The sequence below is a fragment of the Shewanella mangrovisoli genome (assembly GCF_019457635.1).
GTDB classification, from domain to species: domain Bacteria; phylum Pseudomonadota; class Gammaproteobacteria; order Enterobacterales; family Shewanellaceae; genus Shewanella; species Shewanella mangrovisoli.
This window is the reverse complement of the sequence record NZ_CP080412.1, coordinates 1,431,623-1,457,911: the sequence shown is the minus strand read 5'-3', so window position 1 is coordinate 1,457,911 and position 26,289 is coordinate 1,431,623. Positions and strand designations below refer to the sequence as shown.

The 26,289-nt window shown below is 47.0% G+C and carries 29 protein-coding genes; 21 read left to right on the top strand and 8 right to left on the bottom strand.

What is annotated here, in order from left to right; all coding sequences use genetic code 11:
- Positions 1-311: 311 nt before the first annotated feature.
- The 6 genes from K0H60_RS06500 to K0H60_RS06475 all read left to right on the top strand — a co-directional run bounded on the left by K0H60_RS06500 (position 312) and on the right by K0H60_RS06475 (position 6,414).
- Entirely contained in the window at positions 312-1,094 is a 783-nt protein-coding gene (locus K0H60_RS06500; RefSeq protein WP_089068210.1) for an AAA family ATPase, read from the top strand.
- A complete protein-coding gene (locus K0H60_RS06495) occupies positions 1,054-1,521 on the top strand; it encodes a CopG family transcriptional regulator (RefSeq protein ID WP_220057627.1) in 468 nt (155 codons plus the stop codon). The genes K0H60_RS06500 and K0H60_RS06495 overlap by 41 nt, the downstream gene beginning before the upstream one ends.
- Positions 1,522-1,657: 136 nt before the next feature.
- Positions 1,658-3,151 (top strand): ABC transporter substrate-binding protein, encoded by a 1,494-nt coding sequence (locus tag K0H60_RS06490; protein ID WP_258405796.1) that lies wholly within the window; start codon positions 1,658-1,660, stop codon positions 3,149-3,151.
- Positions 3,148-4,884, top strand: a complete 1,737-nt coding sequence (locus K0H60_RS06485; RefSeq protein ID WP_220057626.1) for a GGDEF domain-containing protein — start codon at positions 3,148-3,150, stop codon at positions 4,882-4,884. The genes K0H60_RS06490 and K0H60_RS06485 overlap by 4 nt, the downstream gene beginning before the upstream one ends.
- A 103-nt stretch (positions 4,885-4,987) precedes the next feature.
- Positions 4,988-5,812, top strand: a complete 825-nt coding sequence (locus K0H60_RS06480; protein ID WP_088212059.1) for a M90 family metallopeptidase — start codon at positions 4,988-4,990, stop codon at positions 5,810-5,812.
- 62 nt (positions 5,813-5,874) lie between these two features.
- Positions 5,875-6,414 (top strand): nuclear transport factor 2 family protein, encoded by a 540-nt coding sequence (locus tag K0H60_RS06475; RefSeq protein ID WP_220057625.1) that lies wholly within the window; start codon positions 5,875-5,877, stop codon positions 6,412-6,414.
- A 1-nt stretch (position 6,415) separates the two neighbouring features.
- Here the strand turns inward: K0H60_RS06475 and K0H60_RS06470 are convergent, their stop codons facing one another.
- Together K0H60_RS06470 and ltaE are read right to left on the bottom strand one after the other, a co-directional pair.
- Positions 6,416-7,882 carry an HDOD domain-containing protein gene (locus K0H60_RS06470; RefSeq protein WP_220057624.1) on the bottom strand — a complete coding sequence of 489 codons (1,467 nt, stop codon included), beginning with the start codon at positions 7,880-7,882 and terminating at the stop codon, positions 6,416-6,418.
- Between the two features lie 164 nt (positions 7,883-8,046).
- Entirely contained in the window at positions 8,047-9,060 is a 1,014-nt protein-coding gene (ltaE, locus tag K0H60_RS06465; RefSeq protein WP_220057623.1) for a low-specificity L-threonine aldolase, read from the bottom strand.
- A 287-nt stretch (positions 9,061-9,347) separates the two neighbouring features.
- On the opposite strand from ltaE, the gene K0H60_RS06460 reads away from it, so the two are divergent.
- The 3 genes from K0H60_RS06460 to tpx all read left to right on the top strand — a co-directional run bounded on the left by K0H60_RS06460 (position 9,348) and on the right by tpx (position 11,502).
- Entirely contained in the window at positions 9,348-9,938 is a 591-nt protein-coding gene (locus K0H60_RS06460; protein WP_434086667.1) for an OmpA family protein, read from the top strand.
- Between the two features lie 31 nt (positions 9,939-9,969).
- The gene (locus tag K0H60_RS06455) at positions 9,970-10,797 is read left to right on the top strand and encodes a mechanosensitive ion channel family protein (RefSeq protein ID WP_023266506.1); all 828 of its coding nucleotides are present in this window, start codon (positions 9,970-9,972) and stop codon (positions 10,795-10,797) included.
- 111 nt (positions 10,798-10,908) lie between these two features.
- Positions 10,909-11,502: a thiol peroxidase gene (gene tpx / locus K0H60_RS06450; RefSeq protein WP_220057622.1), complete on the top strand. Its 594-nt coding sequence runs from the start codon at positions 10,909-10,911 to the stop codon at positions 11,500-11,502.
- Positions 11,503-11,537: 35 nt separating this feature from the next.
- Here the strand turns inward: tpx and K0H60_RS06445 are convergent, their stop codons facing one another.
- Positions 11,538-12,179 carry a trimeric intracellular cation channel family protein gene (locus K0H60_RS06445; RefSeq protein WP_220057621.1) on the bottom strand — a complete coding sequence of 214 codons (642 nt, stop codon included), beginning with the start codon at positions 12,177-12,179 and terminating at the stop codon, positions 11,538-11,540.
- Positions 12,180-12,532: 353 nt separating this feature from the next.
- On the bottom strand, positions 12,533-13,093 hold the full coding sequence (locus K0H60_RS06440; protein ID WP_011621990.1) for a DUF4136 domain-containing protein: 561 nt from the start codon (positions 13,091-13,093) through the stop codon (positions 12,533-12,535).
- 179 nt (positions 13,094-13,272) lie between these two features.
- On the opposite strand from K0H60_RS06440, the gene K0H60_RS06435 reads away from it, so the two are divergent.
- The 4 genes from K0H60_RS06435 (at position 13,273) to ruvX (ending at position 15,154) form a co-directional block, all read left to right on the top strand.
- Positions 13,273-13,587, top strand: coding sequence for a hypothetical protein (locus tag K0H60_RS06435; RefSeq protein WP_011716287.1), 315 nt, complete (start codon positions 13,273-13,275; stop codon positions 13,585-13,587).
- Positions 13,588-13,736: 149 nt separating this feature from the next.
- Complete coding sequence (gene yciH / locus K0H60_RS06430; RefSeq protein ID WP_023266511.1) at positions 13,737-14,066, top strand: stress response translation initiation inhibitor YciH; 330 nt, start codon at positions 13,737-13,739, stop codon at positions 14,064-14,066.
- Positions 14,067-14,134: 68 nt separating this feature from the next.
- The gene (locus tag K0H60_RS06425) at positions 14,135-14,698 is read left to right on the top strand and encodes a YqgE/AlgH family protein (protein ID WP_011621987.1); all 564 of its coding nucleotides are present in this window, start codon (positions 14,135-14,137) and stop codon (positions 14,696-14,698) included.
- A 30-nt stretch (positions 14,699-14,728) separates the two neighbouring features.
- On the top strand, positions 14,729-15,154 hold the full coding sequence (gene ruvX, locus K0H60_RS06420) for a Holliday junction resolvase RuvX (protein WP_011621986.1): 426 nt from the start codon (positions 14,729-14,731) through the stop codon (positions 15,152-15,154).
- 61 nt (positions 15,155-15,215) lie between these two features.
- On the opposite strand, the gene hemH is transcribed toward ruvX, so the two are convergent.
- The 4 genes from hemH to K0H60_RS06400 form a co-directional block, all read right to left on the bottom strand.
- Entirely contained in the window at positions 15,216-16,199 is a 984-nt protein-coding gene (gene hemH, locus K0H60_RS06415) for a ferrochelatase (RefSeq protein WP_220057620.1), read from the bottom strand.
- Positions 16,200-16,268: 69 nt separating this feature from the next.
- Positions 16,269-16,802, bottom strand: coding sequence for a glutathione peroxidase (locus tag K0H60_RS06410; protein ID WP_086904528.1), 534 nt, complete (start codon positions 16,800-16,802; stop codon positions 16,269-16,271).
- A 175-nt stretch (positions 16,803-16,977) separates the two neighbouring features.
- The gene (locus K0H60_RS06405; RefSeq protein ID WP_011621983.1) at positions 16,978-18,090 is read right to left on the bottom strand and encodes a PilT/PilU family type 4a pilus ATPase; all 1,113 of its coding nucleotides are present in this window, start codon (positions 18,088-18,090) and stop codon (positions 16,978-16,980) included.
- A gap of 9 nt (positions 18,091-18,099) precedes the next feature.
- Positions 18,100-19,137: a type IV pilus twitching motility protein PilT gene (locus K0H60_RS06400; RefSeq protein WP_011716282.1), complete on the bottom strand. Its 1,038-nt coding sequence runs from the start codon at positions 19,135-19,137 to the stop codon at positions 18,100-18,102.
- 35 nt (positions 19,138-19,172) lie between these two features.
- On the opposite strand from K0H60_RS06400, the gene K0H60_RS06395 reads away from it, so the two are divergent.
- From K0H60_RS06395 to K0H60_RS06360, 8 genes are all read left to right on the top strand, one after another.
- Positions 19,173-19,889 carry a YggS family pyridoxal phosphate-dependent enzyme gene (locus K0H60_RS06395; protein ID WP_220057619.1) on the top strand — a complete coding sequence of 239 codons (717 nt, stop codon included), beginning with the start codon at positions 19,173-19,175 and terminating at the stop codon, positions 19,887-19,889.
- A 221-nt stretch (positions 19,890-20,110) separates the two neighbouring features.
- Entirely contained in the window at positions 20,111-20,929 is an 819-nt protein-coding gene (proC, locus tag K0H60_RS06390; protein ID WP_220057618.1) for a pyrroline-5-carboxylate reductase, read from the top strand.
- A gap of 75 nt (positions 20,930-21,004) precedes the next feature.
- Complete coding sequence (locus K0H60_RS06385; protein WP_011716279.1) at positions 21,005-21,553, top strand: YggT family protein; 549 nt, start codon at positions 21,005-21,007, stop codon at positions 21,551-21,553.
- Complete coding sequence (yggU, locus tag K0H60_RS06380) at positions 21,553-21,843, top strand: DUF167 family protein YggU (protein ID WP_011621978.1); 291 nt, start codon at positions 21,553-21,555, stop codon at positions 21,841-21,843. Before K0H60_RS06385 ends, yggU begins: the two co-directional genes overlap by 1 nt.
- 68 nt (positions 21,844-21,911) lie before the next feature.
- Positions 21,912-22,346: a DUF4426 domain-containing protein gene (locus K0H60_RS06375; RefSeq protein ID WP_011621977.1), complete on the top strand. Its 435-nt coding sequence runs from the start codon at positions 21,912-21,914 to the stop codon at positions 22,344-22,346.
- 160 nt (positions 22,347-22,506) lie between these two features.
- Entirely contained in the window at positions 22,507-23,124 is a 618-nt protein-coding gene (rdgB, locus tag K0H60_RS06370; RefSeq protein ID WP_220057617.1) for an RdgB/HAM1 family non-canonical purine NTP pyrophosphatase, read from the top strand.
- The gene (hemW, locus tag K0H60_RS06365) at positions 23,124-24,281 is read left to right on the top strand and encodes a radical SAM family heme chaperone HemW (RefSeq protein ID WP_220057616.1); all 1,158 of its coding nucleotides are present in this window, start codon (positions 23,124-23,126) and stop codon (positions 24,279-24,281) included. Before rdgB ends, hemW begins: the two co-directional genes overlap by 1 nt.
- Before the next feature lie 152 nt (positions 24,282-24,433).
- Positions 24,434-26,281, top strand: coding sequence for a DUF885 domain-containing protein (locus K0H60_RS06360; protein ID WP_220057615.1), 1,848 nt, complete (start codon positions 24,434-24,436; stop codon positions 26,279-26,281).
- Positions 26,282-26,289: the final 8 nt, after the last annotated feature.

Genomic DNA, 26,289 nt, shown 5'->3' with positions numbered 1-26,289 from the left:
TGAATACCGCTAAACTGACCTAGCTCACCTCAACACCTTACAAGTCAATAAAGCACAAACCCATTAAAAATCATAACATTAACCAACAATCAGCCTTATTCATCCTTTCGTCTGATAAGAGTCAAATTAACGGCACACGGCACTGTAACGTCAAATAATAATCGCGCGACAGTTTATGAAAAAGTGTCAAAAATCAGCTAATTGACCGCAATTAACATAGGGTTTACATTCATTTATGACAACAAGGTGCGGTAAAGCTCAACACATATAACAGCCGCCCAAGTGATACCCTAAGCATTGAGGAATTCGTCATGATAGTGTTAGTCGGCGGCGAAAAAGGCGGCAGCGGTAAGAGTTGCCTCGCACAAAATATCGCAGTATTTCTTACCACTGAATGTGGTGCCTCTGTCATCATGGTGGATTGCGATCCACAGCGAACCACATCCGATTGGATCCAAGCCAGAAACAACAACCCCAAACTTGCCAGCATCAACTGCGTACAGCTCTATGGAAAAATCCGCAATGATCTCTTGAGCTTAGAGCAGCATTATGACTTTGTGATTGTTGACTGTGGCGGCCAAGACAACCTTGCGTTAAGGGCGACCATGTCAGTGGCATCCCATATTTTAATGCCACTGCGACCAAAACGCCGCGACTTAAAAACCGTGAGTCATATGGATGATATCGTCGCGACTTGTAAGATGATTAATCCCAAATTGCACGCCTCCTTCGTTATCACCCAATGCCCTAACCTGCCGAATCAAGCGAACCGCATCTTAGAGGCCAAAGAGGTCTGCAAAACCTACGATATCAATGTATTAGATGCGATTACCTATAGCCGCAATATCTATGATGACAGCGAAGAGTCAGGGTTATCTGTTATCGAGATAGAACCTAAGGGTAAAGCCGCCACCGAAATCCGTGCTATCGCCTGTGAAATGTTCCAAGTGGACTGCGCCGCCTCATTAACGGCCTTACTCAGACCAAGTACACCAATGGCCGCGCATCGTGCCGCAATGAATCAACCTCAGCCGAATCATCTGAGAGGACAATATGGGACTCAGCGACCTCAAGAAAAACGCTATGCCATCTAGGGGAGGCGCACAGCCCCTCTCCCTCGATGAGTTTATTGATGCCGCGACCCTCTATGCCATGGGAGAAAACCGTCTCCCAAGCACTGGCGGCTCTTTGGCGGCGATGGAATTAGTGAAAGAATTACCGCTTCAAGCGGCGCCGCTTGAAGTCGCACCACTTGAAGTAATACTAGATACTTCCAATGTGGTGACTTTGCATCGGCCTAAAACGGCATCGATGCAGCAGGATGCGAACCATGAAGAGGAACGGCCGCATTACCGTAAAGCCACGTTTTCATTGAGTGAAGCGGCAATCAGCCATTTAGCCAAGCTCTCTGAAGAAAGTGACATTTCCAAATCTAAATTGATCCGTTTTTTAATTGAACAACACTATGCTTTGCCAACCGCCTTGCGGCAGATGCGCGAGCAACAGATAAAAAAATCTTAGTACCGCGCCATCTCCCACCCTTTTCCGGTGATCCACATTGATTAGGTCACCGGTTTTTTTTGCCTCAAAAAAACCTTACAAAAATTAAGTTATAATTTGTATCAAGCCTATCCTTAATGTACAGCTAAGTTTATTAATGCTATTTATTAGCATGTTAACCCTTGTATCTGAGGAGTCATTCTTGTTTAGACCTTTATCGCTCCTATTTATTGGACTTGGATTAACGCTAACAAAACCCGCTTTAGCGGAATTTTCCTTGGCTCAAATTCCCCCGCTATCGAATAAAACCCCCATCACCTTAGTCGCCGAAAAAGGTTTTTGGACCGACTATCTGACCCGCGAAATGCTGCCTAAATTCACCGAGAAAACCGGTGTCAAAGTCAATGTGGTTAGCACCGAGCTTGAGAGCATGTTTGAACTTCAGACCCAAGCGTTGCTGCAAGGTGAAGGTAAGTACGATTTGCTCACTATGGAAGCGGGTTGGGCCAAAGAATGGGCTGCTAATGGCTATACAGTGCCACTACCAGAATTAGCCAAACTCTACGATCCCGATGGCGAAAAAGCGATGGAAAGGTATCTCGAACCTTACTATCCCTCACTCCTTAATATTTTGTCCTATCATGGTGAGTTACATGCTATTCCCTACAATAACTATGTGATGGGCAGCCACTACCGTGCCGATCTGTTTGAAAATAAGACAGAGCAAACTCACTTTGAGCAACGTTTCGGTTATCCACTCAAACCTGCGACCAATTTTGATGAACTGCAGGACCAAGCGGTATTTTTTACTCGAAAGACTGGTGAACTCCTCGCCGATAAACCGCTAAGTCACAACTTTTATGGCCTTGCCTTAATGTCTGGCAATAAGCCCCATATTAACGATGAGTTTTCTAGCATTATCTGGAGCTTAGGCGGTGCTTGGATGTGGCCCATCTATAATCAACAAAAACAGTTGACGCATTTTGAGGTGCCCGCAGTCAATCAAGAGGCGCTAAAAGCGGCCATTATTTACCGTAAGCTGATGCCCTACGCTATCCCTGCGGATGACAAATTTGCCTTTAACGAGGCTGCCAATGCAATGGCTTCAGGGCAAGTGGCTATTTGGCCTTTTGCCTACAACAATCTATGGTCGGCCTCCTTTAAAGTCGAGGCCAATGTGCCAGGTGCTCGCCTTGGCGTAGCTCAAGTGCCAGGCGGTACCCCCTATAACGGCGCCTACGCCTTTGCCGTGAGCTACGACAGTAAAAATCCGCAAGCCGCCTATTGGTTACTTAAATACATGGGCACCTATGAAGCCCAATACGCCTATGCCCTCGGTGGCGGCAATCCCTGCAGAATGGACGTAGTAACGGCGCCCGAATTTAAACAAGCCTCAAAAAGAGCCATTGCTGGCGCATTTGAGGCGAGCCATATCGCAAATTTATTTTGGTCAACTAAAGTCTTGGATGTCGGGCACTTTACCACGACCGCCATGGGACAAATTTACCCGGAATTAAGCCATGCGTGTTACGCAGCAAGCCGGCATGAGGCGGACAGCGCCGATATTTTTATTGAATTGAGTGCCAAAATTAAGCATCTGCAGAATACCTATGGGGAAGTGCCTGCAATTGATAAGAACAATAGCCAATGAATGCTAAACGACTCACCAGTCTAAAACATAAAATTACGCTGGCCTTTTATATCATTCTGGGCATGGCGTTGCTTAATGGCGTTATCGCTATCCTATTGTCACAACAGCTAAGATCGGAAATTGAACTCTTGGTTAATAGCGATGTGGTGAAAGTGACAACCGCGCTGCAACTGGCAAAAAACAGTGAAAGACTGCAAATCATCACCACTGAGTTAAACCATTATGATACCGAGGAGCAGCGCCTACGTTTGTTGCAAGAACTCACAAGCCAATGGGAACACTTGCTTAGGGATACCAAAACCCTCGCCAGCATGGAAACCTCGCCGCATATGCATGAGGCGCTTAACCATGCCATAGACACTCAACTTTATTATCAGCAGCAATTACCCCTGCTCAACACTTTGACCGACACGGCGCTGCAAGCCAAATTCCAAGCCCAGAATATTCAGGCGAATCTCTCGGGGATGGCAATAGCATTTTCCGATAGTATGCAAACTCAGTTACAGCAAATTCATGGCCACTATAACCTCTTAATCGCCCAAAAGCAGTTGAATGCAATTGCAGAGAATCTATCTGAAGATCAAAAACTTTCAGCATTTCTTCATCAGGGCGAGCATCTGTTTGTACTCCTCGATAACGTAAAAAATGTGACAAGCCTAGTCGAGCTTAACCAATTACAGCGGGATGGGATGCGCCGACTGATAACCATGGACAACATCTCGCGCTCATTTAATCAAGATAGCGCCATTTATATCGACTGGTTATCGCAAATCAGGCAAAACATGGTGGGTAAAGACAACCTTTTTGACCTCTCCCGTAACGCGCTAAAAAGCACCCAAATTGCCAATGCACATTTTGGCTATCAAGCTGGTGCGGCGCAGGAAATCGCCTCCTTTACCCAAGAATTAGTCAACCATGTAGAAGAAGAAATTCAACTCGCGGGCGCAAATCTTAAAAGTGACAGCACATCCTTCGTGATTTTGATCTTTTGTGGCGGCATTCTCTATTGCTTCTTTATCTGGCTCACCAGTTGGCATTTTATCGCTAAAGGCATCATTAAGCCTGTTATCGCCACCCGTGATGCCATGAATGCCATCGCCAATGAAAAACTCGACACCCAAATGCCCATTACCGATAACCTCGAGCTACAACAGATGGTGAGTTCGCTGGAAACCCTTAAAACCTATGCGGCTCAGGTTAAAGCCATGGCCGAAACCGACGGATTAACCGGCTGTTATAATCGCCGCTATTTAGACAGCCAAATTCAGAAGGAATTGATTTACGCTAACGATCATAATATGCCCCTCAGCATAGTGATGTTCGATATCGATAACTTTAAGCAATTTAACGACAGATACGGCCATGTACTGGGCGATCAATGCTTAAGGCAAATCGTCAATGCCGCCAAATCGATTCTGCAACGGCCGACGGATATTCTTGCCCGCTATGGGGGGGAGGAATTTATGCTGTTACTGCCCTCAAGCCATCTAGAAGATGCCTACAAAATTGCCGAACGTCTGCGCAAAGCCATCATCGCCCTGCACATTCCCCATGAGGACTCCTCCCATTCGGGATTAGTGACCATCAGCTTAGGTGTAGCCTGCTGGCAACCGTCACAATTAATCGACACCAATAGACTCCTTTGCCAAGCCGATGAAGCACTTTATCAAGCCAAACAAAATGGCCGAAACCGCACCGAAGTTTTGCTCAACGCCCCCTCACTTTATCCGTAAGCAGCACATCCTAGAGCGTTTTATTTTTAGCCAAAGCATTGAGTTCGCCTCGCTGAATCCCCATTAGCTAATATACCTAAGGAAATAGTGCACTGAGGAATTCATGCTCGCAGTTTTCATTACCCTAACGCTTGGCCTCGGTGCGATCGCTTGGTTAGCATCGAGCCGCTGGCGCAAGACACTCCACCGCAAGCGCGTAATGGCCAGCGCCTTTCCTAAGGCTTGGCGAACAATTTTGAAGAAAAGATTGCCTTATTTCCACGCCTTGCCAGCGGATCTTCAGCTACAACTCAAACGCCATATCCAAGTCTTTTTGGATGAAAAACGATTCGTCGGCTGCGACGGTTTGCAAATAACCGATGAAATTCGCGTCACCATCGCCGCCCAAGCATGCTTGCTTCTGCTAAACCGCAATACCGATTTTTACCCCAATCTGAGACAGATATTGGTCTATCCCGATGCCTTTATTGTCGATAGCCAGCGCCAAGATCCCGCGGGTTTAATCTGGGAGCAACGTAATGTGCTGGCGGGAGAATCCTGGGAGCAAGGCCAAGTGATACTGTCGTGGAAGAACACCCTTGAGGGCGCAGCCAATCCCCACGATGGTAATAACGTGGTGATCCACGAGTTTGCCCATCAATTAGATCAAGAAGATGGCCACGCCAATGGCGCGCCGATTTTACAGCGCCGTCAGGATTACCTGTCGTGGTCGAGTGTATTTAGTCAGGCCTATAATGAGTTAGTTCAAGCTGCCGCCCTTGGCCGCCCGTCCCTGTTTAATTACTATGGTGCCACCAATCCCGCAGAATTTTTTGCCGTAGTGACTGAGGTCTTTTTTGAAAAGCCAGAAGCACTTAATCTAGAGCATCCAGCCCTTTACCGCGAGTTGAGCCATTTTTATCAACTCGATCCGATAAACTGGCACTGATCTAATTAGCATTTGTTCTAGAAACCATCAGACCGAATAACCATAACGATAAGGAATCCACGATGACAATTTTCACTCGCACGGAGCGCAGCTCCCATTCGACGCGCACTCGCCAACGTCTTGCCCTATTCAGCGCCAGCCTGTTAATGCTTGGCGCCCTATGCTTTCATCCACAAACCGCCATTGCTAACGAACAAGTTGCAACCACGCTTAGCGATGAGCAAGCGGCCGCTCAAGTGCTGGATAAATTGAACCAATATTCGAGTAGTGCCGATTGGGACAAGTATTTTGCCCTCTATCGTCAGGATGGCATTTTTATTGGAACCGATGCGACAGAGCGCTGGGGAATGGCCGAATTTGAACGCTATTCGCGCCCGACCAAAGGTTGGCGCTACGATTTAACCAGCCGCCATTTAGTGCAGCATGGTGATGTGATCCTGTTCGATGAACTCCTTAACAGCCCTAGTTATGGCGTGAGTCGAGGGACAGGCACCCTAATTAAAACCAATGGGGAATGGAAAATTGCCCAATATCATTTGAGCTTTCCCATCCCCAATGCGATTGCCAAACAGATTACCGCTGAAATTAAAAACGCTCAGTAAACTATTTTAACGACACGGTAAAACACACATTGGCCAGCTGCGAGAAGTGGATAAAAGCTTGAAAATCCACTTCGCTAAAAGTTCTTTCCGATGGCCCACGGTCAGCATAATAAAAACCAATCACTTTGCTATCGACCAAGAGTGGCGCCATCAAAAAACCCGACTCAGGCAGCTGAGTCTTGAGTTCTTTGCATTGCTCGAGCCACTTTTTAGCATTGGGGTTATCAATCCACTGGCATTCCTTATGCTCCATCGCCAGTGAAAATAAGCCCTTTTTATCACCAAGATCGATAATAAACAGTTGCTTCATCTCTTCAGCATCTCGACCGAGCATAATCCTAGGCTGCAACTGTTTACGACTGGGCGACAGGAGTAACACCCCGCAGCGATCCACGCCGACGCCCTCTAAAATCCCTTCGAGTACGGTCTGCATGATTTGGTTAAAATCGGCTTTATTGATCGCAAAGGCGGTGAGCTCGCGCAGTTTGGCCAATTGCACATTCAAGTTGGCCTCAAATACGGGCAGCTCAACCGCAGGTGCGCTGGGCTCAAGCTTATTGATGCGCTTAGGATCGGGCAGATAGTCAATCAACACTTTAGCGCCATAGGCTTCGGCTAATTTATGGGTCGCCTTAGTGCAGCGCTGCATTCTCAGGGTTAATTCTTTCTCATCCAGCCCAGTAAAATTAGCCGCTTGGCTGATACGCTTATCCAGCTCGGTTTTATCAATCACCTCTTGGGAGAGGATCTCACAGAGCTTATCGGCGAGAAAGATAGAGCGAATTTCAGGGCGTTGATCATCGGGATAATTCACCGCTTGGATCAATAACTCCCCTAATCCCCAGTGGCGCGCAATACTCTGCGTAAGTTGCGAGAATGAGGTACCCAAGGCTTCACGTATAACACTACGCTCTTCGACGGGGTTTTCACACTCGGTTAATTGGCTGTCTAAGGTTTCGGTAAACTCACCGCCAATACTCCAAAATGCACTCTCACCAATGTGATAGAGCAAAGAGGCGATAAAGGCTTCTTCCTGAATATCCTCATCGTAATCACTGAGCATCATCCGTGCTAACATGGCGGCTTGGAATGCCTTCGCCATTAATTTGATGAGGCGCTGATAAACGGCGGGGGCAAGATTTTTGCTCTCTAACAGACTCGATAATAGCTGGGCCGTAATGCAGATATTACGCACCGCATCAAACCCTAGCACAATGGCGGCTCGGCTGACGGTCGAAATTTGGGTACTGCCCTTATGGTAAATCGCGCTGTTAGCGACACGTAAAATGCGGGATGTGAGGGCGTTATCGTGCATCACGCTTCGCCCGAGTAAGGCGAGAGACGATACGTCATCCTTGGCAAGCTTTTCTAACGTTTGGACGGTGGAACAGAGCGCTGGCATTTCCAATTCACTGATCCGTTTTGTCCAATAATCGACCCCTTTATTAGTATTATTGTTAGGTTTCAACCCTGCTCGACCTCAATGATGTGAACTTATTGTTTTTAGTATAGATAGGCTTAAAAAAATTCGCCTAGCATCTGGCTCACAATTCGACTTTTGATTTTAAAATCCGCGATATAGTAAGCAAGATGTATAAAAAAGCCCAAGTTTTCACTTGGGCTCAACGCCGATTATGCCTGCAAATGTAATTTAAATACTTGTAGCACTTTATCAATATCCTGACGCGAGACATCTTTATGGGTCACAAAGCGCAGCGTGCGGCCAGGGCTGATGAGAATGCCCACCTCACGGCAACGTTTCGCTAGTGCTTTCTCATCGACATGGGGCGCGAGGTTGGCAAACACCATATTGGTTTGAACGGCGGCTAAATCGATTTCAAACTCACTCAACTGACTCAATTGCTGGGCAAGATACGCAGCATTTTCATGGTCTTCCCCAAGTCTCTCAACCTGCTGTGTGAGCGCTAATTTACCCGCCGCCGCTAAAATCCCCGCCTGGCGCATGCCGCCGCCAAGCATTTTACGCCAGCGCGTGGCCTTTTTAATTAGGCGCTCATCACCTAGGAGCAGCGAGCCAACAGGCGCGCACAATCCCTTTGATAAACAGATGGAAACCGAATCAAAATGCCCCGCAATATCGGCAATCCCTATCCCCTGCGCCACGGCGGCATTCGCAACCCGAGCACCATCTAAGTGAATTTTTAAACCACGCTGAAATGCTAGCGCCTGCGCATTGGCAAGGTAAGTCTGGGGTAATACTTTACCGCCGATAGTGTTTTCTAGACTCAGTAAGCGCGTGCGCGCAAAGTGAATATCATCAGGTTTAATCGCCGCTTCAATATCGGTCAGGGCGATAGTACCATCAAGCTGATTGCTCAGCGGTTGCGGCTGAATGCTGCCGAGTACCGCCGCGCCGCCGCCCTCAAATTTATAGTTATGGGCCTGCTGGCCGCAGAGGTATTCATCCCCGCGCTCACAATGCGCCATCAATGCAAGCAAATTGGCCTGAGTGCCCGATGCCGTAAACAGCGCACTCTCAAAACCAAACATCTCGGCGGCCATATCTTGTAAGCTGTTGACGGTCGGATCATCACCATAAACATCATCACCCACTTCAGCCCTCGACATGGCTAATCGCATCGCCTCTGTTGGCTGGGTCACGGTATCACTGCGTAAATCTATCATCTTGTCCTCGACTTCTTCTGCCTATCCCCGACGCGGATATTCATCGCGTAAGTGCGACTCTAGCCTCAAAGGAAAAATTTGTATAGTTTGCCTTTATGTCTGCCGATAAAATCAACAAGGAGCCAATGTTATCTAGGCTGATGCGATTGATTTGCATCAAATAACGGGCAAAACTTGGCGTTAGGCCGATAAAAAAGATAGAATACCCGACTAAGATGCTCATGCTAATGCAGTGCAAATCTCTTAGTGGTTTTAGCTACTCAAGATAAAATACAAGGTGATTTGTGGTGAAAACATCCGTAATGCAATGGATTAAATTAACGTGTTTAGCGCTGAGCTTAAGCCAGATGTTACCCGCGTATGCATGGCAAGATACAGATCAAGACGGCGTCCCGGATATTAAAGATGCCTGTCCAAACACACCAGCAAACACCACTGTGATGGCCAATGGCTGTGTTTACCAAGCCGAAGTAAAATCCAGCAGTATTCAATGTGATCTCAATGACCCCAGTACTTATTCAGCCGCTGATTGTCATAATATTGAGACCGCGATTGTGTATTTTGAGTTTGCGATTGCCGAAGTAGATTTATCGCAATGGAAAGCTTTAGCCTTAGTGAAAGCTTTTTTAGACGCGAATACTGAGACTCGATTAACTTTAGTTGGGCATACGGATATTGTCGGTACGCCAGAGTTTAATTATCAGTTATCACTACGACGGGCTCAAAATGTGAAACGTATTTTGGTTGAAGACTATGGCTTCAATCCAAATCGCTTTACCGTTATCGGTAAAGGTATATCTGAACCGGTTGCGGATAATCATTCCAGCGAAGGTCGCAGATTAAATCGACGAGTACAATTTATCGTCAATAATAACTAGTTTTGTTAGCGTATTTTTAGGGAGTAATTTAATGGAAAACCTCGAAGGTTTATTAAAGCAGGCGCCTGATTTGGTCATGACCTATGGCTTAAAAATCTTATTTGCCCTCATTATTTTCTTCGTCGGTAAATATTTTTCTGGCGTCGCACAAAAGTTAGTACGTAAGGTACTCAACAGCCGCAAGATTGACCCAACCGTGGTGTCTTTTGTGGCTAACTTAGCTTGGGCAGTGGTGTTTGTGTTCACCATTATCGCTACCTTAGGCCAAATTGGCGTACAAACCGCCTCTTTAGTCGCGGTTATCGGTGCCGCAGGTTTAGCCGTAGGTTTAGCACTGCAAGGTTCTCTGTCTAACTTTGCCTCTGGCGTATTAATGGTGCTATTCCGTCCATGCCGCGTAGGTGATTATATTGAGGCAGCGGGTATTGCCGGTACTGTTGATGAAATCACCATTTTCTCAACCAAATTACGCACTCCAGATAATAAAGTGATTGTGGCGCCAAACTCTTCAATCATGAATGGCACTATCACAAACTACTCTGCCTCTGAAAATCGTCGTATCGATTTAGTCATTGGCGTGTCTTATTCTGCGGATATTGCGCAAACCAAAAAAGTATTAACAGAGATTTTAGATAACAACCAATACGTGCTGAAAGAGCCAGGTTACACCGTAGGTCTTTCTGAATTGGCAAATTCTTCAATCAACTTTGTGGTTCGTCCTTGGGTTAAAACCGCCGATTACTGGACAGCGCGTTTCCAAATTTTAGAACAAATCAAGAATGCTCTCGATGCAGCGAACATTGAAATTCCATTCCCACAAATGGATATTCATGTGAAGCAATTGCCAGAGAGCAAATAATCAGCAAGCATATTAAAAGGCCGGTGAATACCGGCCTTTTTTATGGTGATAGCTTGGGTTTTGTCGTACCTTAAACCTATGTACACAACATACCTGAGTAAGGGAGAGAAAATGCAAAAGTATGTTTCATTTCTAGCCGCTGGCTGTGTTTTTAGTTTAATGGTTCTCAGCCCCACCGCTATCGCCAGTGATAAAACCCAAGTGATGATGGGCGACAAGACTGTCACTCTCGCTGGGAAATTACCCAAGCTTGAGCAAATGGCGCCACGATTTAAAGTTGTCGACGAAAAATTTACCCCTATCAGCCTGAGTGACTTTAAAGGGAAAACCGTGCTGATCAGTGCCGTGCCCAGTTTAGATACGGGTGTCTGTGCGCTGCAAACTAAGCGTTTTAACAGTGAAGTCAGTCACTTCTCCGATGATGTAGTCATGCTGACCATCAGTACAGATTTGCCCTTCGCGCAAAAACGTTTCTGTAAGGTGGAGAACGTCGACAAAATCAAAGTGCTTTCCGACTCAGTGTGGCGTGATTTTGGTGAGAAATATGGCTTATTGATTGAGGATTACGGCTTACTCGCTCGGGCTATCTTTATTATCGATGCCGAAGGTCAGCTTAGGTACCAAGAGCTGGTCCCCAATATTACTGAACACCCCAATTATGACGCCGCGCTTGAAGCGTTAAAAACCATTCAAGCACAGCAATAACATAAAAAAATGGGGCATTAAATGTCCCATTTTTATTAGGGCGTGTGCTGGTCGCCGCTGGCTTGATAGTCAAAGGTTGGCATAGACCAATGGTAACGCAGCGCTAACATTCGTAAGCTAAACCCAAGCGTTAAACAGATCACTAGGTTTATCCACTCAGCCAATTGATAGGCATTGAGGGTGATATATAAGCCTGCGGTAAAGAGCGAAATCACCGCATAGAGTTCTTTCTTAAAAATCAAAGGCACTTGATTACAGAGAATATCGCGGATCACCCCGCCAAAGACCCCTGTGACGAGTCCCATCACCACCGCAATCGTTGGACTAAAGCCTAACATTAGGGTTTTTTGGGCGCCAACAATCGAGAATACGGCTAGGCCTAAGGCATCAATGGCCAAAAATAACTTAGACAGGTAACGCATCACAGGCGCAATGGCGACCGTTAGTAAAGACGCAAATGCAATCGCGAGCAGGTAATGGACATTCTCGACCCAAATCAAAGGGTAATTTCCGAGCAGCATGTCTCTTAGGGTGCCACCACCAATTGCCGTCGCGCAGCCAATGATCACCACGCCGAATAGGTCCATCTGCTTACGACCCGCCGCTAATGCCCCTGTCATGGCCTCGGCTAAAATCCCAATCAGCCATAATAATCCGATAAATTGCGCTTCTTGCATTTAAACTACTTATTACCCATGCATAAAGAACGGATTTTGCCTGATAATCCACGGACAGGATAATGAGATTATTTAAATTTTGTCATTAGAATATTTAATCTATTGATAGTATTTGTGCATTAGCTATTTCTACTTTTCCATATTGCGTTACACTACAGCCCTTCAATAACAATACATTAACCAATGGACGACTGTTCCTCTCATTCAATTAAGCTTATTTTTTGATAAGTTTTAATAAAGCATAATCAATTAAAATTTTAAAATTTGTAGAAAATTCATCTTAATGCCACTCAAGCCTAAATTTTGGCCACAAAAAAGCGGCCGAAGGGCCGCTTTTTTAGACTAAAAGTAAATTATTTGTTTTCAGGCTTTGGCGGGAAATTCGCCATCACGCTGCCGACTGCTTCGTTGATCAGCTGTACTCTTTCCGAAGGAGTATTTTTATCACGGATAGTGTCGGCCACTGAGCCACGCCAAATTAACTTAGCTGTTTTATTATCAACTAAATCAATGATCAGGGTGCCAACTTCGTATTCTCTGACTGTGGTCTGGGTTTGCATGTTACCGCCCCAACCCCAACCTGGACCATAGTAAGGGTTATAGCCAAAATTGGTATTGAAGGTATCTACATTAATCTTCTTATCGATTTTGGTCAGATAGTTCACTAATACATCGGCATCTTTCGCATCGACCAAGGTCATGCCCTTAGATGAAAGCTGAGAATTCACCGCATCTCGTACGCGCTGATCCATTAAACCATCGAGGTGATAACCCGAAGCATCGGTCTTTTGTGCGACCCACGCATAGGTCTTGTACTGAGTAAAATTGGCGCTAGGGTCAAAATCCCAACCCGACTTCAGCGAACTACAGGCACTCAGTGCCAGTACGGCTAAACCTACAATTATATTTTTCATGATGATTTCCTTGGTCGTTCTTATCGAACACAAATAAGCCGAAAATAAATTTAGCTTACAGAGCAATGGACGGTTCTACAACTCAATATGATGAAAAAGCAGTGTGTTATTCAGCTTGACTTCAGTAATCGCTTTAAATGATAATGATTATCACTTAAAGCGATTAAAGGATAAATAACATGTACTGGTTCATTAGCGCATTGATTGTGGCATCAGCAATTTTCTGGTTCGCACCGCAAAAAGTCTCTGCCGATACCCATAACAGTAAGCTCACACCTCATCTCCCCATGATGTTGCTGTTTTTACCTTTAGTCGTATTGAGTTGGCTCGTGTTTGAGACTGTGTCGAACGGCGTGAATTACACCACGGTTGCCGCCTTTGGGTTTGTCGCCACCGCTTGCTTAATCGCCCTCCCTAAATTGCATCGTTTTATCATGCCCTGCGCCCTACTCACCGCATTGGCATTAATCGCTATGGTATTGCAGCATCTCTAAGTCTGCTTTTTAAACATGCTACTTCCCTGCAAAGAGCTAGCATTGACCTTCGGCCACTTTCAGTCTCTGTCAGTGGCCTTTTTTTACCTCCCCGAAAGACGTTGAGTTTGGTAAACTTAAGCGGCGTATATTCAAATAAAAGATGACTTATGAGAGTAGATCCCAACGTTTCCTTAGTGTACAGCACAGATAAAGGCCGCATTACTGCCGAGCCAGAAGCCAAAGCTATCCCCGCATCCGATGGGATTGTGCGTATCCACAGAGACAGCAAAGGCCGCAAAGGTAAAGGTGTCTCGGTCATTTCAGGCCTAGGGCTTGATGAAGCGGGCTTAAAAACCCTGGCACAAACCCTTAAAAAACAATGTGGTTGTGGTGGCACAGTCAAAGATTTCACGATCGAAGTGCAAACCGATAATCGCGAACAACTAAAACTACTGCTTGAAAAACAAAACTACAAAGTCAAATTAGCCGGCGGTTGATACACCACCAACCTAAGCCGCTGGATTTAATCTATTGGTCAACGCCTGTGGGCTGAACGGAGCATTTAATGGAGAGTTTGCAGAACCATTTTTTAATCGCCATGCCGTCGCTCGATGACACTTTTTTTGAGCGCACCGTCATCTATCTATGTGAGCACGATGAAAAAGGCGCCATGGGGCTCGTGATTAATAAACCATTGGGCATTGAAGTGAACTCATTGCTCGAACAGATGGATTTGCCCGCTGAGCAAGTGTCGACCGACCTCGCATTAGGCGCGCAGGTTTTAATGGGCGGCCCCGTGTCCCAAGATAGAGGCTTTGTCTTGCATACATCCCAGCCCTATTGGGCCAACAGTACAGAATTAAGCTCTGGCCTCATGCTCACCACCTCAAGGGATGTATTAACGGCGATTGGCAGCGAGCGCTCGCCAGAAAAATTTATCGTGGCATTAGGTTATGCGGGTTGGAGCAAAAACCAGCTGGAGCAAGAACTGGCCGATAACTCATGGCTGACTATCCCTGCCGATCAGGCCCTGCTCTTCGATGTCAAACACGAAGATAGATGGCAACAAGCGAGCCGCGCGCTCGGCTTTGATGCTTGGCAATTGTCATCACAGGCGGGCCACGCCTAGCCGATTTTATTGTGACGAGTGAATATAGAGATGAACGCAAAAACCGTTTTAGGTTTTGATTTTGGAACAAAAAGTATTGGTGTCGCCATAGGGCAGCAAATCACCGCCAGCGCCACGCCACTATTATCCTTAAAAGCCGTAGATGGTATTCCCAATTGGGACGAAATCGGCAAGCTCATTAAAGAGTGGCAACCCGATTTAGTCGTCGTAGGTTTACCGCTCAATATGGATGGCACAGAGCAAGAGATGACCCACAGGGCGAGAAAATTCGCCAACCGACTAAACGCTAAGTTTGGGGTCAAAATTGTCACTCAAGATGAAAGACTGACCACCACAGATGCAAAAGCTCGGCTATTTGAACTCGGCGGCTTTAAAGCCCTAACCAAAGGTCAAGTCGATGCCGTGTCTGCCGTATTGATTGTCGAAAGCTATTTTGAAAATCATTTCGGTGAATGATAAGTCATAAAAACAAAAGGATAGCCTGCGCTATCCTTTTTTATTTCTACGGTTATAAAGCTTACAGATGGGGCTTAACCAAGTTAGCCATCATGCTGATATGGTCATCATTATCGTTCAGCGCAGGAATGTAACGGAACTTCTCCCCGCCGGCATTAGCAAAGATATGACCGTTTTCACCGACAATCTCTTCTAAGGTCTCTAAGCAATCGGCACTAAACGCTGGGCACACAATCGCCACGTCACGTACACCTTCACTCGGCAACGCCTGCATGGTGGCATCCGTATAGGGTTGTAACCATTTAGCTTTACCAAAGCGAGATTGGAAAGTCATTACAAACTCATCCGCTGTAAGCCCTAATTGCTCAGCCACCAGACGGGTCGTCTTCATGCAAAAGCAATAGTAAGGATCGCCTAAGTGCAGATTACGCTCGGGCATACCATGGTAAGAAAGCACTAACTTTTGTGGCTTACCGTGTTGCTCAAAGTCGACGCGAATCGAGTTCACCAATGCGGTAATAAAGTCGGGGTGATTATGGTAAGTATGAATAAAATGCAGCGATGGTAGATAGCGCCACTGGGTTAATTCCCTTGCAATAGCGTCAAAAGCCGAGCCCGTTGTCGGCGCCGCATACTGCGGGTAAAGCGGCAATACGACCAGCTTATCAATCCCCTGTTGATGCATCGTTTGTAAGGTGCTCGCCACAGAAGGATTGCCATAACGCATGGCTAAATGTACCGATACTTGATGTCCATCGGCTGTTAATTTTTCCGATAGTTTAGCTGTTTGACGCAAGCTGATATCCATCAGTGGTGAACCCGCTTCAGTCCAGACCTTCTGATAGAGCGCCGCAGACTTAGCTGGGCGAACGCGCAGCACTATGCCATGTAAAATTAGCATCCACAGGAGTTTTGGAATTTCGACCACCCGAGGGTCTGATAAAAACTCGGCAAGGTAACGCCTCACCGCCGATGCCGTTGGCGCATCGGGTGTGCCAAGGTTGAGTAACAACACACCCACTTTGCCACGCTTTGCGTGACCCATCTCTTTTGATAATCCTGAAAACCTAGCCAAAGTAGCCTCTTAACATAAGTAAAATGAATAAATTGGGCATTAAAGCACTGATTCTATTGCCTGCTTAAGCTCGGCACTATCGGGTTTCACCTTTGAATTAAACTGCTGCACAGTATTGCCATCGCCACTGACGACATACTTGTAGAAATTCCACTTAGGCGAGCCAGCTTTATCTCCTAAGTATTTGAATACACTGTTAGCATCGCTGCCTCGCACGGGCGATGTTGCGAGCATAGTGAAGGTGACACCATAGTTGATGTAACACACCTTAGCCGTGTCTTTTTCATCATTTTCTTCTTGGAAAAAGTCATCGGAAGGGAAACCTATCACCACTAAGCCTTTGTCTTTGTATTCTTTATGAAGCGCTTCGAGAGCCTTAAATTGCGGAGTGTAGCCACAGTTACTCGCGGTGTTGACCAGTAACACTGGCTTGCCCTGAGTCAATTCACACAGATTAATCTTCTCATCCGAGTGCAATTTACGCACTTCAACATCAAGATAACTCGGGCAAGTTGCCGCAAATGCGCTAGTGCTTAACAGGCTGGCAAAGATAACTAAGGGGAGTTTCATCATAATGTCCTTCTCATTGGGCGCGCCAAGATTGGCAAACTCGTTATTCTCTATTACGTTACTCACTAATATAGAGATCATATTGAATAAAAAAATAAAAGCTACAGCGAGTTATCGATTGGCTTAAGCGATAAAAAAGCAGCTCAAGGGAGCTGCTTTAACATCACCGCGGACAGGATTAATCCATATCCAAGGTCACGCCTTCCATAAAGCTTGAACTGGTAGGCTCTTTATTTTGCAGTTTGATCATTAAACGCAAGTCGTTTGGCGAGTCAGCATGGTGAAGCGCATCGGCATAGCTGATTTCCCCATCGATATAAAGTTGCAGCAAGGCTTGGTCGAAGGTCTGCATACCCTGCTCATTCGATTTAGCCATGGTTTCTTTTAGCAAATGCAGCTCGTTTTTAGCAATCAAGCTCGCGACACGTGGCGTATTGATCAAGACTTCAATCGCCGCCCGTCGTCCTGTGCCATCGACTTTAGGCACCAGTTGCTGCGCTACAATGCCGCGCAGGTTGAGTGACAAGTCGAATAGCAACTGCTGGTGTTTACTCTCAGGCACTAAGTGCATGATCCGGTCTAACGCTTGGTTAGCGTTGTTTGCGTGCAGGGTAGCCATACAGAGGTGACCCGTTTCGGCGAAGGAGAGCGCAAACTCCATGGTTTCTTGGGTACGGATCTCACCAATCAAAATCACATCGGGCGCCTGACGCAGCGAACTCTTCAGCGCCGCGTCAAAGGATTCTGTATCTATGCCCACTTCGCGTTGAGTGATGATGCTTTTGCGATGGTCATGCACAAATTCCACCGGATCTTCAATGGTGAGGATATGACCACGGGCATGGGCATTACGGTAACCCACTAACGCCGCCAAGGAGGTCGACTTACCGGTTCCCGTTCCCCCAACCATGATGATAAGACCCCGTTTACTCATCACCAGATCTTTTAAAATCGGTGGCAGTTTTAAGTCCTCTACCTCAGGGATTTTGGTCTCAATCCGGCGCATAACGCATCCAGGAGATTCACGCTGCCAGAATGCGCTGACGCGAAAACGCCCTAAATCCTTCACCGCAAAAGCAAAGTTACACTCGCGAGTAGTGTGAAACTCCTTCTTTTGCGCCTCAGTCATTACGGACTCGACAAAATCCAAAGACTGCGCGGGCGTGAAGGCACTCTCGGCTAATGGGCGTAACTCACCATCGATTTTGGCGCTCGGCGGAAAACCTGCGGTAATAAACAAGTCCGAGGCTTTACGCTCCACCATGACTTTTAAAAACGGACGGACATCCATCATAAATCCTTAAAACGTCGCTTGTTTGTTTGAACTCTTCGACATGGCATCCTCACGGGTGATGAGGCCACGGTTGACTAAGTTTTGCAGACACTGTTCGAGCGTTTGCATGCCATGGGCCATCCCCGTTTGAATGGCTGAGTACATCTGCGCCACTTTATCTTCACGGATAAGGTTACGAATAGCGGGCGTACCCATCATGATTTCGTGGGCAGCCACACGGCCACCACCGATTTTCTTAATCAGGGTTTGCGAAATAACCGCCTGTAATGATTCAGATAACATGGTACGCACCATGTCCTTTTCACCAGCAGGGAAAACGTCAACCACACGGTCGATGGTCTTAGCCGCCGAGGTGGTATGCAAGGTACCAAAAACTAAGTGACCCGTTTCAGCCGCCGTCATCGCCAGACGAATGGTTTCAAGGTCACGCATCTCACCGACGAGAATAACGTCAGGGTCTTCACGCAGTGCGCTACGTAGCGCCGCGTTAAAGCTGTGGGTATGGCGATGCACTTCCCGTTGGTTAATCAAACATTGCTTATTCTGGTGAACGAATTCGATAGGATCTTCAATGGTTAAGATATGGTCGTGGCGGTTCTCATTGATGTAATCCACCATGGCCGCAAGTGTGGTACTCTTACCCGAACCAGTAGGCCCAGTAACAAGCACTAAGCCGCGGGGAAAGCTGGAAATTTTTTTAAAAATCTCAGGCGCCCCTAACTGCTCGAGCGACAAAATTTCACTTGGAATGGTACGAAATACCGCCGCCGCGCCGCGGGATTGGTTAAAGGCGTTCACACGGAAACGCGCTAAATTAGGGACTTCGAACGAAAAGTCGATTTCTAAATGCTCTTCAAAGTCCTTACGCTGTTTATCATTCATAATGTCGTACACAAGGCTGTGTACACCCTGATGATCGAGCGCGGGCAGGTTAATTTTTCTCACTTCACCGTCGACACGGATCATGGGAGATATCCCTGCAGAGAGGTGTAGATCCGAGGCTTTGTGTTTTACACTAAAGGCTAATAACTCAGTGATTTCCATAGTTTGGGATATCCTTGCAACCAGATAATTACATCATGACAACAATAGCAGACAGACTCGCAGTCGCCCAGAGCAGGATCGCGCAAGCGGCGCAAAAATGCGCACGCCTACCTCACAGTATTCGCTTACTTGCCGTCAGTAAGACTAAACCCATTGAAGATATTATAGCAGCCTATGATGCGGGCCAGCGTTGCTTTGGCGAGAACTATGTTCAAGAAGGTGTGACAAAAATTGAGGCGCTAAAGGCCACACACCCTGATATTGAATGGCATTTTATTGGGCCACTGCAATCCAATAAAACCGCTTTAGTCGCCCAGCACTTCGATTGGATGCATACCCTCTCGCGGGAGAAAATTGCCCAGCGCCTCAATGAGCAGCGCCTAGCACACCTTGCGCCGCTCAAGGTGTGTATTCAAATCAACATCAGTGATGAAGACACTAAATCTGGTATCGATGCCGAGCAAATGCTGCCGCTGGCCCATAGCATCAGCCAATTACCCCATTTACAACTGCGGGGCTTAATGGCGATTCCCAGTGCCACCAATGACATCGCGCAGCAGACCCGCGAACTCAGCGAGCTTAAGCAGTTATTCGATACGCTAAAGCAGCATTATCCCGCTGTCGATACGCTTTCTATAGGCATGAGCAATGATTTAGATGTCGCTATTGAGTGCGGATCAACCATGGTGCGTATCGGCAGCGCCATCTTTGGTGAACGGGATTATGGCGCAAAAGACACCACCAGCAATTAATCGGTACGGATTAAACCGTCATCATTGACGCTAAGAGAAATGACAGAGATAGCCAAAGGTGCGCCAGCAAAATCGGCTTTAGCCTTGTTTTTAGTGGCTAAAGCCCAAATACTGTTAGAGAACATTAAATAGAAATTTTTATCCGGCCTAATAACGCTAATTCAATGATATTAATGCTGAATGTTATCCACTCAGCCTAGGCCAGACATTATGGGGTACACATGAGTCAACAAAAAATCTGCTTTATCGGTGCGGGCAATATGACCCGTAGTATTATCAGCGGCTTAATTCGTAGCGGCTATCCTGCTGCGCTAGTGCAAGCCACCAATCCTAGCCAAGGTAAACTCGATGCCCTCGCCGCCGACTTTGGTGTGCATGTATCCCAAGACAATCTCAGCGCCGCCCAAGATGCCGATGTCATCGTATTATCCGTTAAACCGCAGTTGATGGAGCAAGTCTGCCAAGCTCTGCAAGGCATTGATATGTCTAACAAGCTAGTCATTACCATTGCCGCGGGGATTAAAGCAGAGCGCTACAGCCAGTATTTAGCCCAATCCATTACGCTGGTTCGCACTATGCCAAACACGCCAATGCAAATCGGTGTCGGCATGACAGGTCTCTACGCGCCGCAGCCGCTCTCTGATGCCCAACAAGCCATTGCCGAACGCTTGATGTCCAGCGGCGGAGAAATTGTGTGGGTGAATGAGGAATCTGAGATTAATCAAGTGATTGCCCTTGCGGGGAGTTCACCTGCCTATTTCTTCCTGCTGATGGAATCTATGATTGATGCCGGCAAACAAATGGGCATGGATGAAGCCAAAGCCAGAAGCTTAGTACAGCAAGCGGCCCTCGGTGCTGCTATGATGGCAAAGCAAAATCCAGAGCTTACGCTGGGTAATTTACGGGAGAATGTCACCTCGAAGGGCGGCACAACGGCGCAAGCCATCGCCACATTCGAAGCGGCGGATCTCCGTGGTGTGGTCAAGAATGCAATGGAAAACTGCATCAAACGTGCAGAAGAAATGGCCAATACTTTTTGATCCAGCAATGGCTGGGTGACTCACTCACTTTTAACGCGGGCGTTTTTAATCGGACTCATATAGGCAGAAATCTCGATGAATGCATTAACCTTTTTGATCAGCACACTCTTCGATTTGTATTTGATGGTGGTGATATTACGGATCTGGCTCCCCTTGGCCCGTGCCGATTTTTATAATCCCTTCAGCCAGTTTGTGGTCAAAGCCACTCACCCGTTGATCGCACCTATGCGTCGATTAATTCCTTCAATGGGAAGATTCGACACCTCTTCATTTGTGCTCGCCCTATTAGTGGTGATGGTCAAAGTGCTGCTGATAAGTCTTATTGCCGGCGGCGGTATTGATATAGTGCTGTTCTTTGTGTTTGCGCTTGTTACTGTCATCAAGCAGGCGGGCATTTTGCTCTTCTGGATGCTGATCATTCGCGCCATCTTAAGCTGGTTCAATCAAGGCTATAACCCCATTGTGATGATCATGGGACAACTAACAGAACCCATTTTAGCCCCAGTGCGCCGCATTATTCCGCCCATTGGTGGCTTAGATCTGTCGGTGATGTTGGTAATTATCGGCATGAACTTTATCAACATGCTGTTGGCGCAATACGTACCATTTTGGGCCGTGATTTAATGAGCGCAGTCATTATGCAGCAAGGCGACTTGCTGCTTAATTTGTATATTCAACCTAAAGCGAGTCGCGATCAGATAGTCGGGCTACACGGTGATGAGTTAAAAGTCGCCATTACCGCCCCGCCTATCGATGGCAAGGCCAACGCCCATTTAAGCAAGTATTTAGCCAAGGCCTTTAAAGTCCCTAAAAGCGATGTTCACATCCTTAAGGGCGAATTAGGACGTCATAAGCAGGTACGCATTAGCGCCCCCAAAAACGTCCCCGCAGAAATCGCGACACTGCTCGAATAAACACAGCGTTGGAAGTCTCCTTCCTGCGACCTATACTCAAGTAATCCCTCATATGAAGGTACAACATCATGTTACGTAATCTCCTTATTATGCTCGCCTTAACCGCAAGCCTGTGCGGCGTCGCTAATGCCGAGCAAAAAGAAACCGTCGGTAATTTCGACATTCATTACATGGCGCTGGGCAGCACCTTTTTAACACCGAGTATTGCGAAATCCTATGGCATCGAACGTAGTAGCTACAGAGGCATCATTAACATTGCCGTATTAGATATGAGTGAAGAAGGCTCACCCGCAGTGCCCGTTGAAATCACTGGCGTGGCCAATAACCTACTCGATGCCCGTATCGATTTGAAATTTAGAGAGATCCGTGAGGGTAAGGCGATTTACTACATCGCCGAAGTCCCTTACCGCGACGATCAAGAAATCAATTTCAACATCGCCATCAAACACGGTAATCAACTCAACACCAATCTGCAGTTTAAGCAAAAGTTCTACGTCGAATAATTCCAACCTCACAGGGCAAGACGATACCAAGTATCGTCCTGCCTTTTTCTGTCCTTTACCGCCAAGCTTGGGTATCATTGCCGCATACAGTCCAATGACATCGCTCAATGTTCACACTCAGTGACATACAGCCAAGAGCGCCCAATCCAATAGGTATTCCATGCAACAAATCGTCCTCGCCAGTGGCAATAAAGGTAAACTTGCCGAATTCGATCAAATGCTCGCCGCCTATGGCGTAAAAGTGCTGCCACAAAGCCAATTTAACGTTAGCGAAGTGGCTGAAACGGGCACCACCTTTGTCGAAAACGCCATTATCAAAGCCAGACATGCGGCGCAAATTACCGGACTTGCCGCCATTGCCGATGACTCGGGATTAGAAGTCGATTTACTCCAAGGTGCACCGGGCATCTACTCTGCGCGCTATGCGGGGGAAAATGCTAAGGATCAAGACAATGTGTTAAAACTCTTAGACACATTAAAGGATAATCCTGCGCCGCGTACGGCCAGATTCCAATGCGTTTTAGTCTATATGCGCCATGCGAAAGACCCTACGCCCATCATTTGCCAAGCCTCTTGGGAAGGCCAAATCGATTTCGTGCAACGGGGTGACAACGGCCATGGTTACGATCCGATTTTTATTCCAGAGCACCACGATTGCAGCGCTGCGCAAATGAGCAGTGACGAGAAAAATGCCTTGAGTCACCGTGGTAAAGCTCTAGTGCAACTGATTGCTGCCATGCAGGAAAAAGGCGTATTTACCGACGGGAAAGCCCAATAATGTCAGTGAATGTGTCACCTCAGTTAACCCTGCCGCCGTTGAGCCTGTACATCCATATCCCTTGGTGTGTACAAAAATGCCCTTACTGCGACTTTAACTCCCATGGGCAAAATGGCGAATTACCCCAAAAGGCCTATGTGGATGCGCTGCTAGCGGACTTACGCCAAGACTTGCACTTAGTACAAGGCCGTAAGCTGCACACTATTTTTATTGGTGGTGGAACACCGTCTCTGTTTGATGCCAATCAAATCAAACGGATATTGGATGGCGCCAATGCGCTCATTCCCTTCAGTGACGATATTGAAATCACCATGGAGGCCAACCCTGGCACCCTAGAGCACGATGACTTTAGTGCCTACCGCGCCGCAGGGGTCACCCGGTTATCCATTGGTGTACAGAGTTTCTCTAAGGATAAGCTCAATCTGCTGGGGCGGATCCACGATCAAAACGAAGCCCAAACCGCCGCCCAAAAAGCCAGCCAAGCGGGTTATTTAAGTTTTAACTTGGATTTGATGCACGGACTTCCGAATCAAAGTTTTGCTGAGGCCATGGCGGATATCGATACCGCTGCTGCGCTCAATCCGCCGCATTTGTCTTGGTATCAACTGACGATTGAGCCCAATACCCTGTTCCACTCAAAACCGCCGCAGCTGCCCGACGATGAAGATCTCTGGCAGATCTACGAACAAGGGCAACAAAAGTTAGCGGCACTCGGTTATGAGCAGTATGAAATCTCGGCCTATGCCAAACCTGGTTATCAATGCAGGCATAACCTTAACTATTGGCAGTTTGGCGATTACTTAGGCATTGGCTGTGGCGCCCATGGCAAAGTGACCTTGCCCGAAGAAAATCGCATTATTCGCACGGTAAAAATCAAACACCCTAAGGGGTATTTAGCTGCCGACAACTATCACTTCGAGCAGACTGAGGTCGCCGAAGAAGATCGCGCCCTCGAATACTTGATGAATCGTCTGCGCTTAATGACACCTATCCCTAAGCAAGAGTTTGAAGACAGAACCGGTTTACACCGAGATTCTTTGAAAGAGGGAATGGAAAAGGCCAAACAACGGGGTTTACTCACCGAATCTGCTGAACATTGGCAATTAACCAGTAAAGGTCACATGTTTGTGAACGATTTACTGACGCAATTTTGTTAATTCACCAATTAAATTTCCCATATAAATAATGTGTTAGCCTAGGTTTCTCGATGAGACATCTTTTATGGCTAACACATTTTCTAACATTTATATTCATACATTTTCCCCCTGCTTCTTTAGAATTACCTGAACATTGTTAAGGAAGCCTGATCATGCCAATAAAAACGAACATCAGCTTAGTCGCATTTACCCTCTCCGCCCTGCTAGCACTGCCTTCCTATGCGGTGCCCACCTTAAGTGACTCACATAATGTGACCAGTGCAAGTGTAGCTGCCCAAAGCGAGTCAGAAAAAGCCAACGCCTTGTTTGAAGCCATCTTCATGGAAAACATCATGGCAAGCCCCATTGCGCAAACCTATATGGGTATAAAGCAGGACTATGATAAGTGGGACGACATTGGCGATGAAGCGGATGCCCGTGAGTTGGCGCGAACCAAGAAACAACTGGCCGAAGTGAATCAACTGGATGCGAGTAAGCTTGACCCACAAACTCGCCTAAGCCTCACGTTATTCACCCAAAACCTGAATAACGATATCAAAGACTACCAGTGGCGTTACCATAACTACCCAGTGAATCAGATGCATGGTGGCCACTCGATGATCGCCTCCTTCCTGATTAATCAACACCAGATCACCGATGTCAGCGATGCTAAGGCCTATATCAGCCGCTTAAATGGCGTGCCCAAACGCCTAAGCCAACTGCAACAGGCGCTAGAAGTGCGCGCTGATAAAGGCATTATTGCCCCTAAATTTGTGTTTGGTTACGTGATTTCTGACAGCCAAAACATCATTAAAGGCGCCCCCTTCGATAAAGGCGAAGACAGTGCCTTGTTGGCGGATTTTCGCAAAAAAGTGAGCGCACTCAGCATCACTGAAGCAGAAAAAGCCCACCTTATTGCCGATGCAGAAAAAGCGCTAGTCTCGCAAGTTGAGCCCGCATACAAGACGCTTATCGCCTATATCAAAACCTTAGAAGCCAAGGCCGATACCCGCGATGGGGTTTGGAAACTCCCCGACGGCGAGGCGTTTTATAACAATGCCCTTGCGCGAACCACGACTACCCAGATGACGGCGGATGAAATCCATCAACTTGGTCTTGCCGAAGTGGAGCGCATCCATAATGAAATGCGCGCCATTATGAAAAAGGTGAATTTTAACGGCACCTTGCAAGAGTTCTTCGCCTTTATGCGCGATGATCCGCAGTTCTATTATCCAAATACCGCCGAAGGCAAGGCGGCATATTTAGCCGATGCAACCAAGCTTATCGATAATATGCGCTCACGCTTGGATGAAGTCTTTAAGGTCAAGCCTAAGGCGGCCATGATAGTCAAACAGGTTGAAGCCTTTAGGGAAAAATCCGCGGGTAAAGCCTTCTATGAGCAACCGGCGCCCGATGGCTCTCGCCCTGGCAGCTACTACGCCAACCTCTACGATATGAAAGCCATGCCCAAATATCAGATGGAAGCACTGGCTTACCACGAAGGGATCCCTGGCCACCATATGCAAATCGCTATCTCGCAGGAGCTAAAGGATATTCCTAAGTTCCGTAAGTTCGGTGGCTATACCGCCTATATCGAAGGTTGGGGGCTCTACAGTGAGTCTTTCCCGAAGGAGATGGGCTTATATGCTGACCCTTACTCCGATTTTGGTCGACTGGCGATGGAGTTATGGCGAGCTTGTCGTTTAGTGGTCGATACCGGGATCCACGCCAAAAAATGGACCCGCGAACAAGGGATAGCTTATTACGTCGATAATACCCCTAACGCAAAATCCGATGCGAAGAAAATGGTAGAACGTCATATCGTTATGCCATCGCAAGCTACTGCCTATAAAGTCGGGATGATTAAGTTACTCGAACTAAGACACAAGGCGGAAAAACAACTGGGTGATAAGTTTGATATCCGGGATTTCCATACTTTAGTCTTGGCAAATGGCGCGCTGCCTTTAGATGTACTGGAAGAGCAAGTCGATCAATGGATTGCTAGTGTTAACAAAGCCTAAGCTTGAAA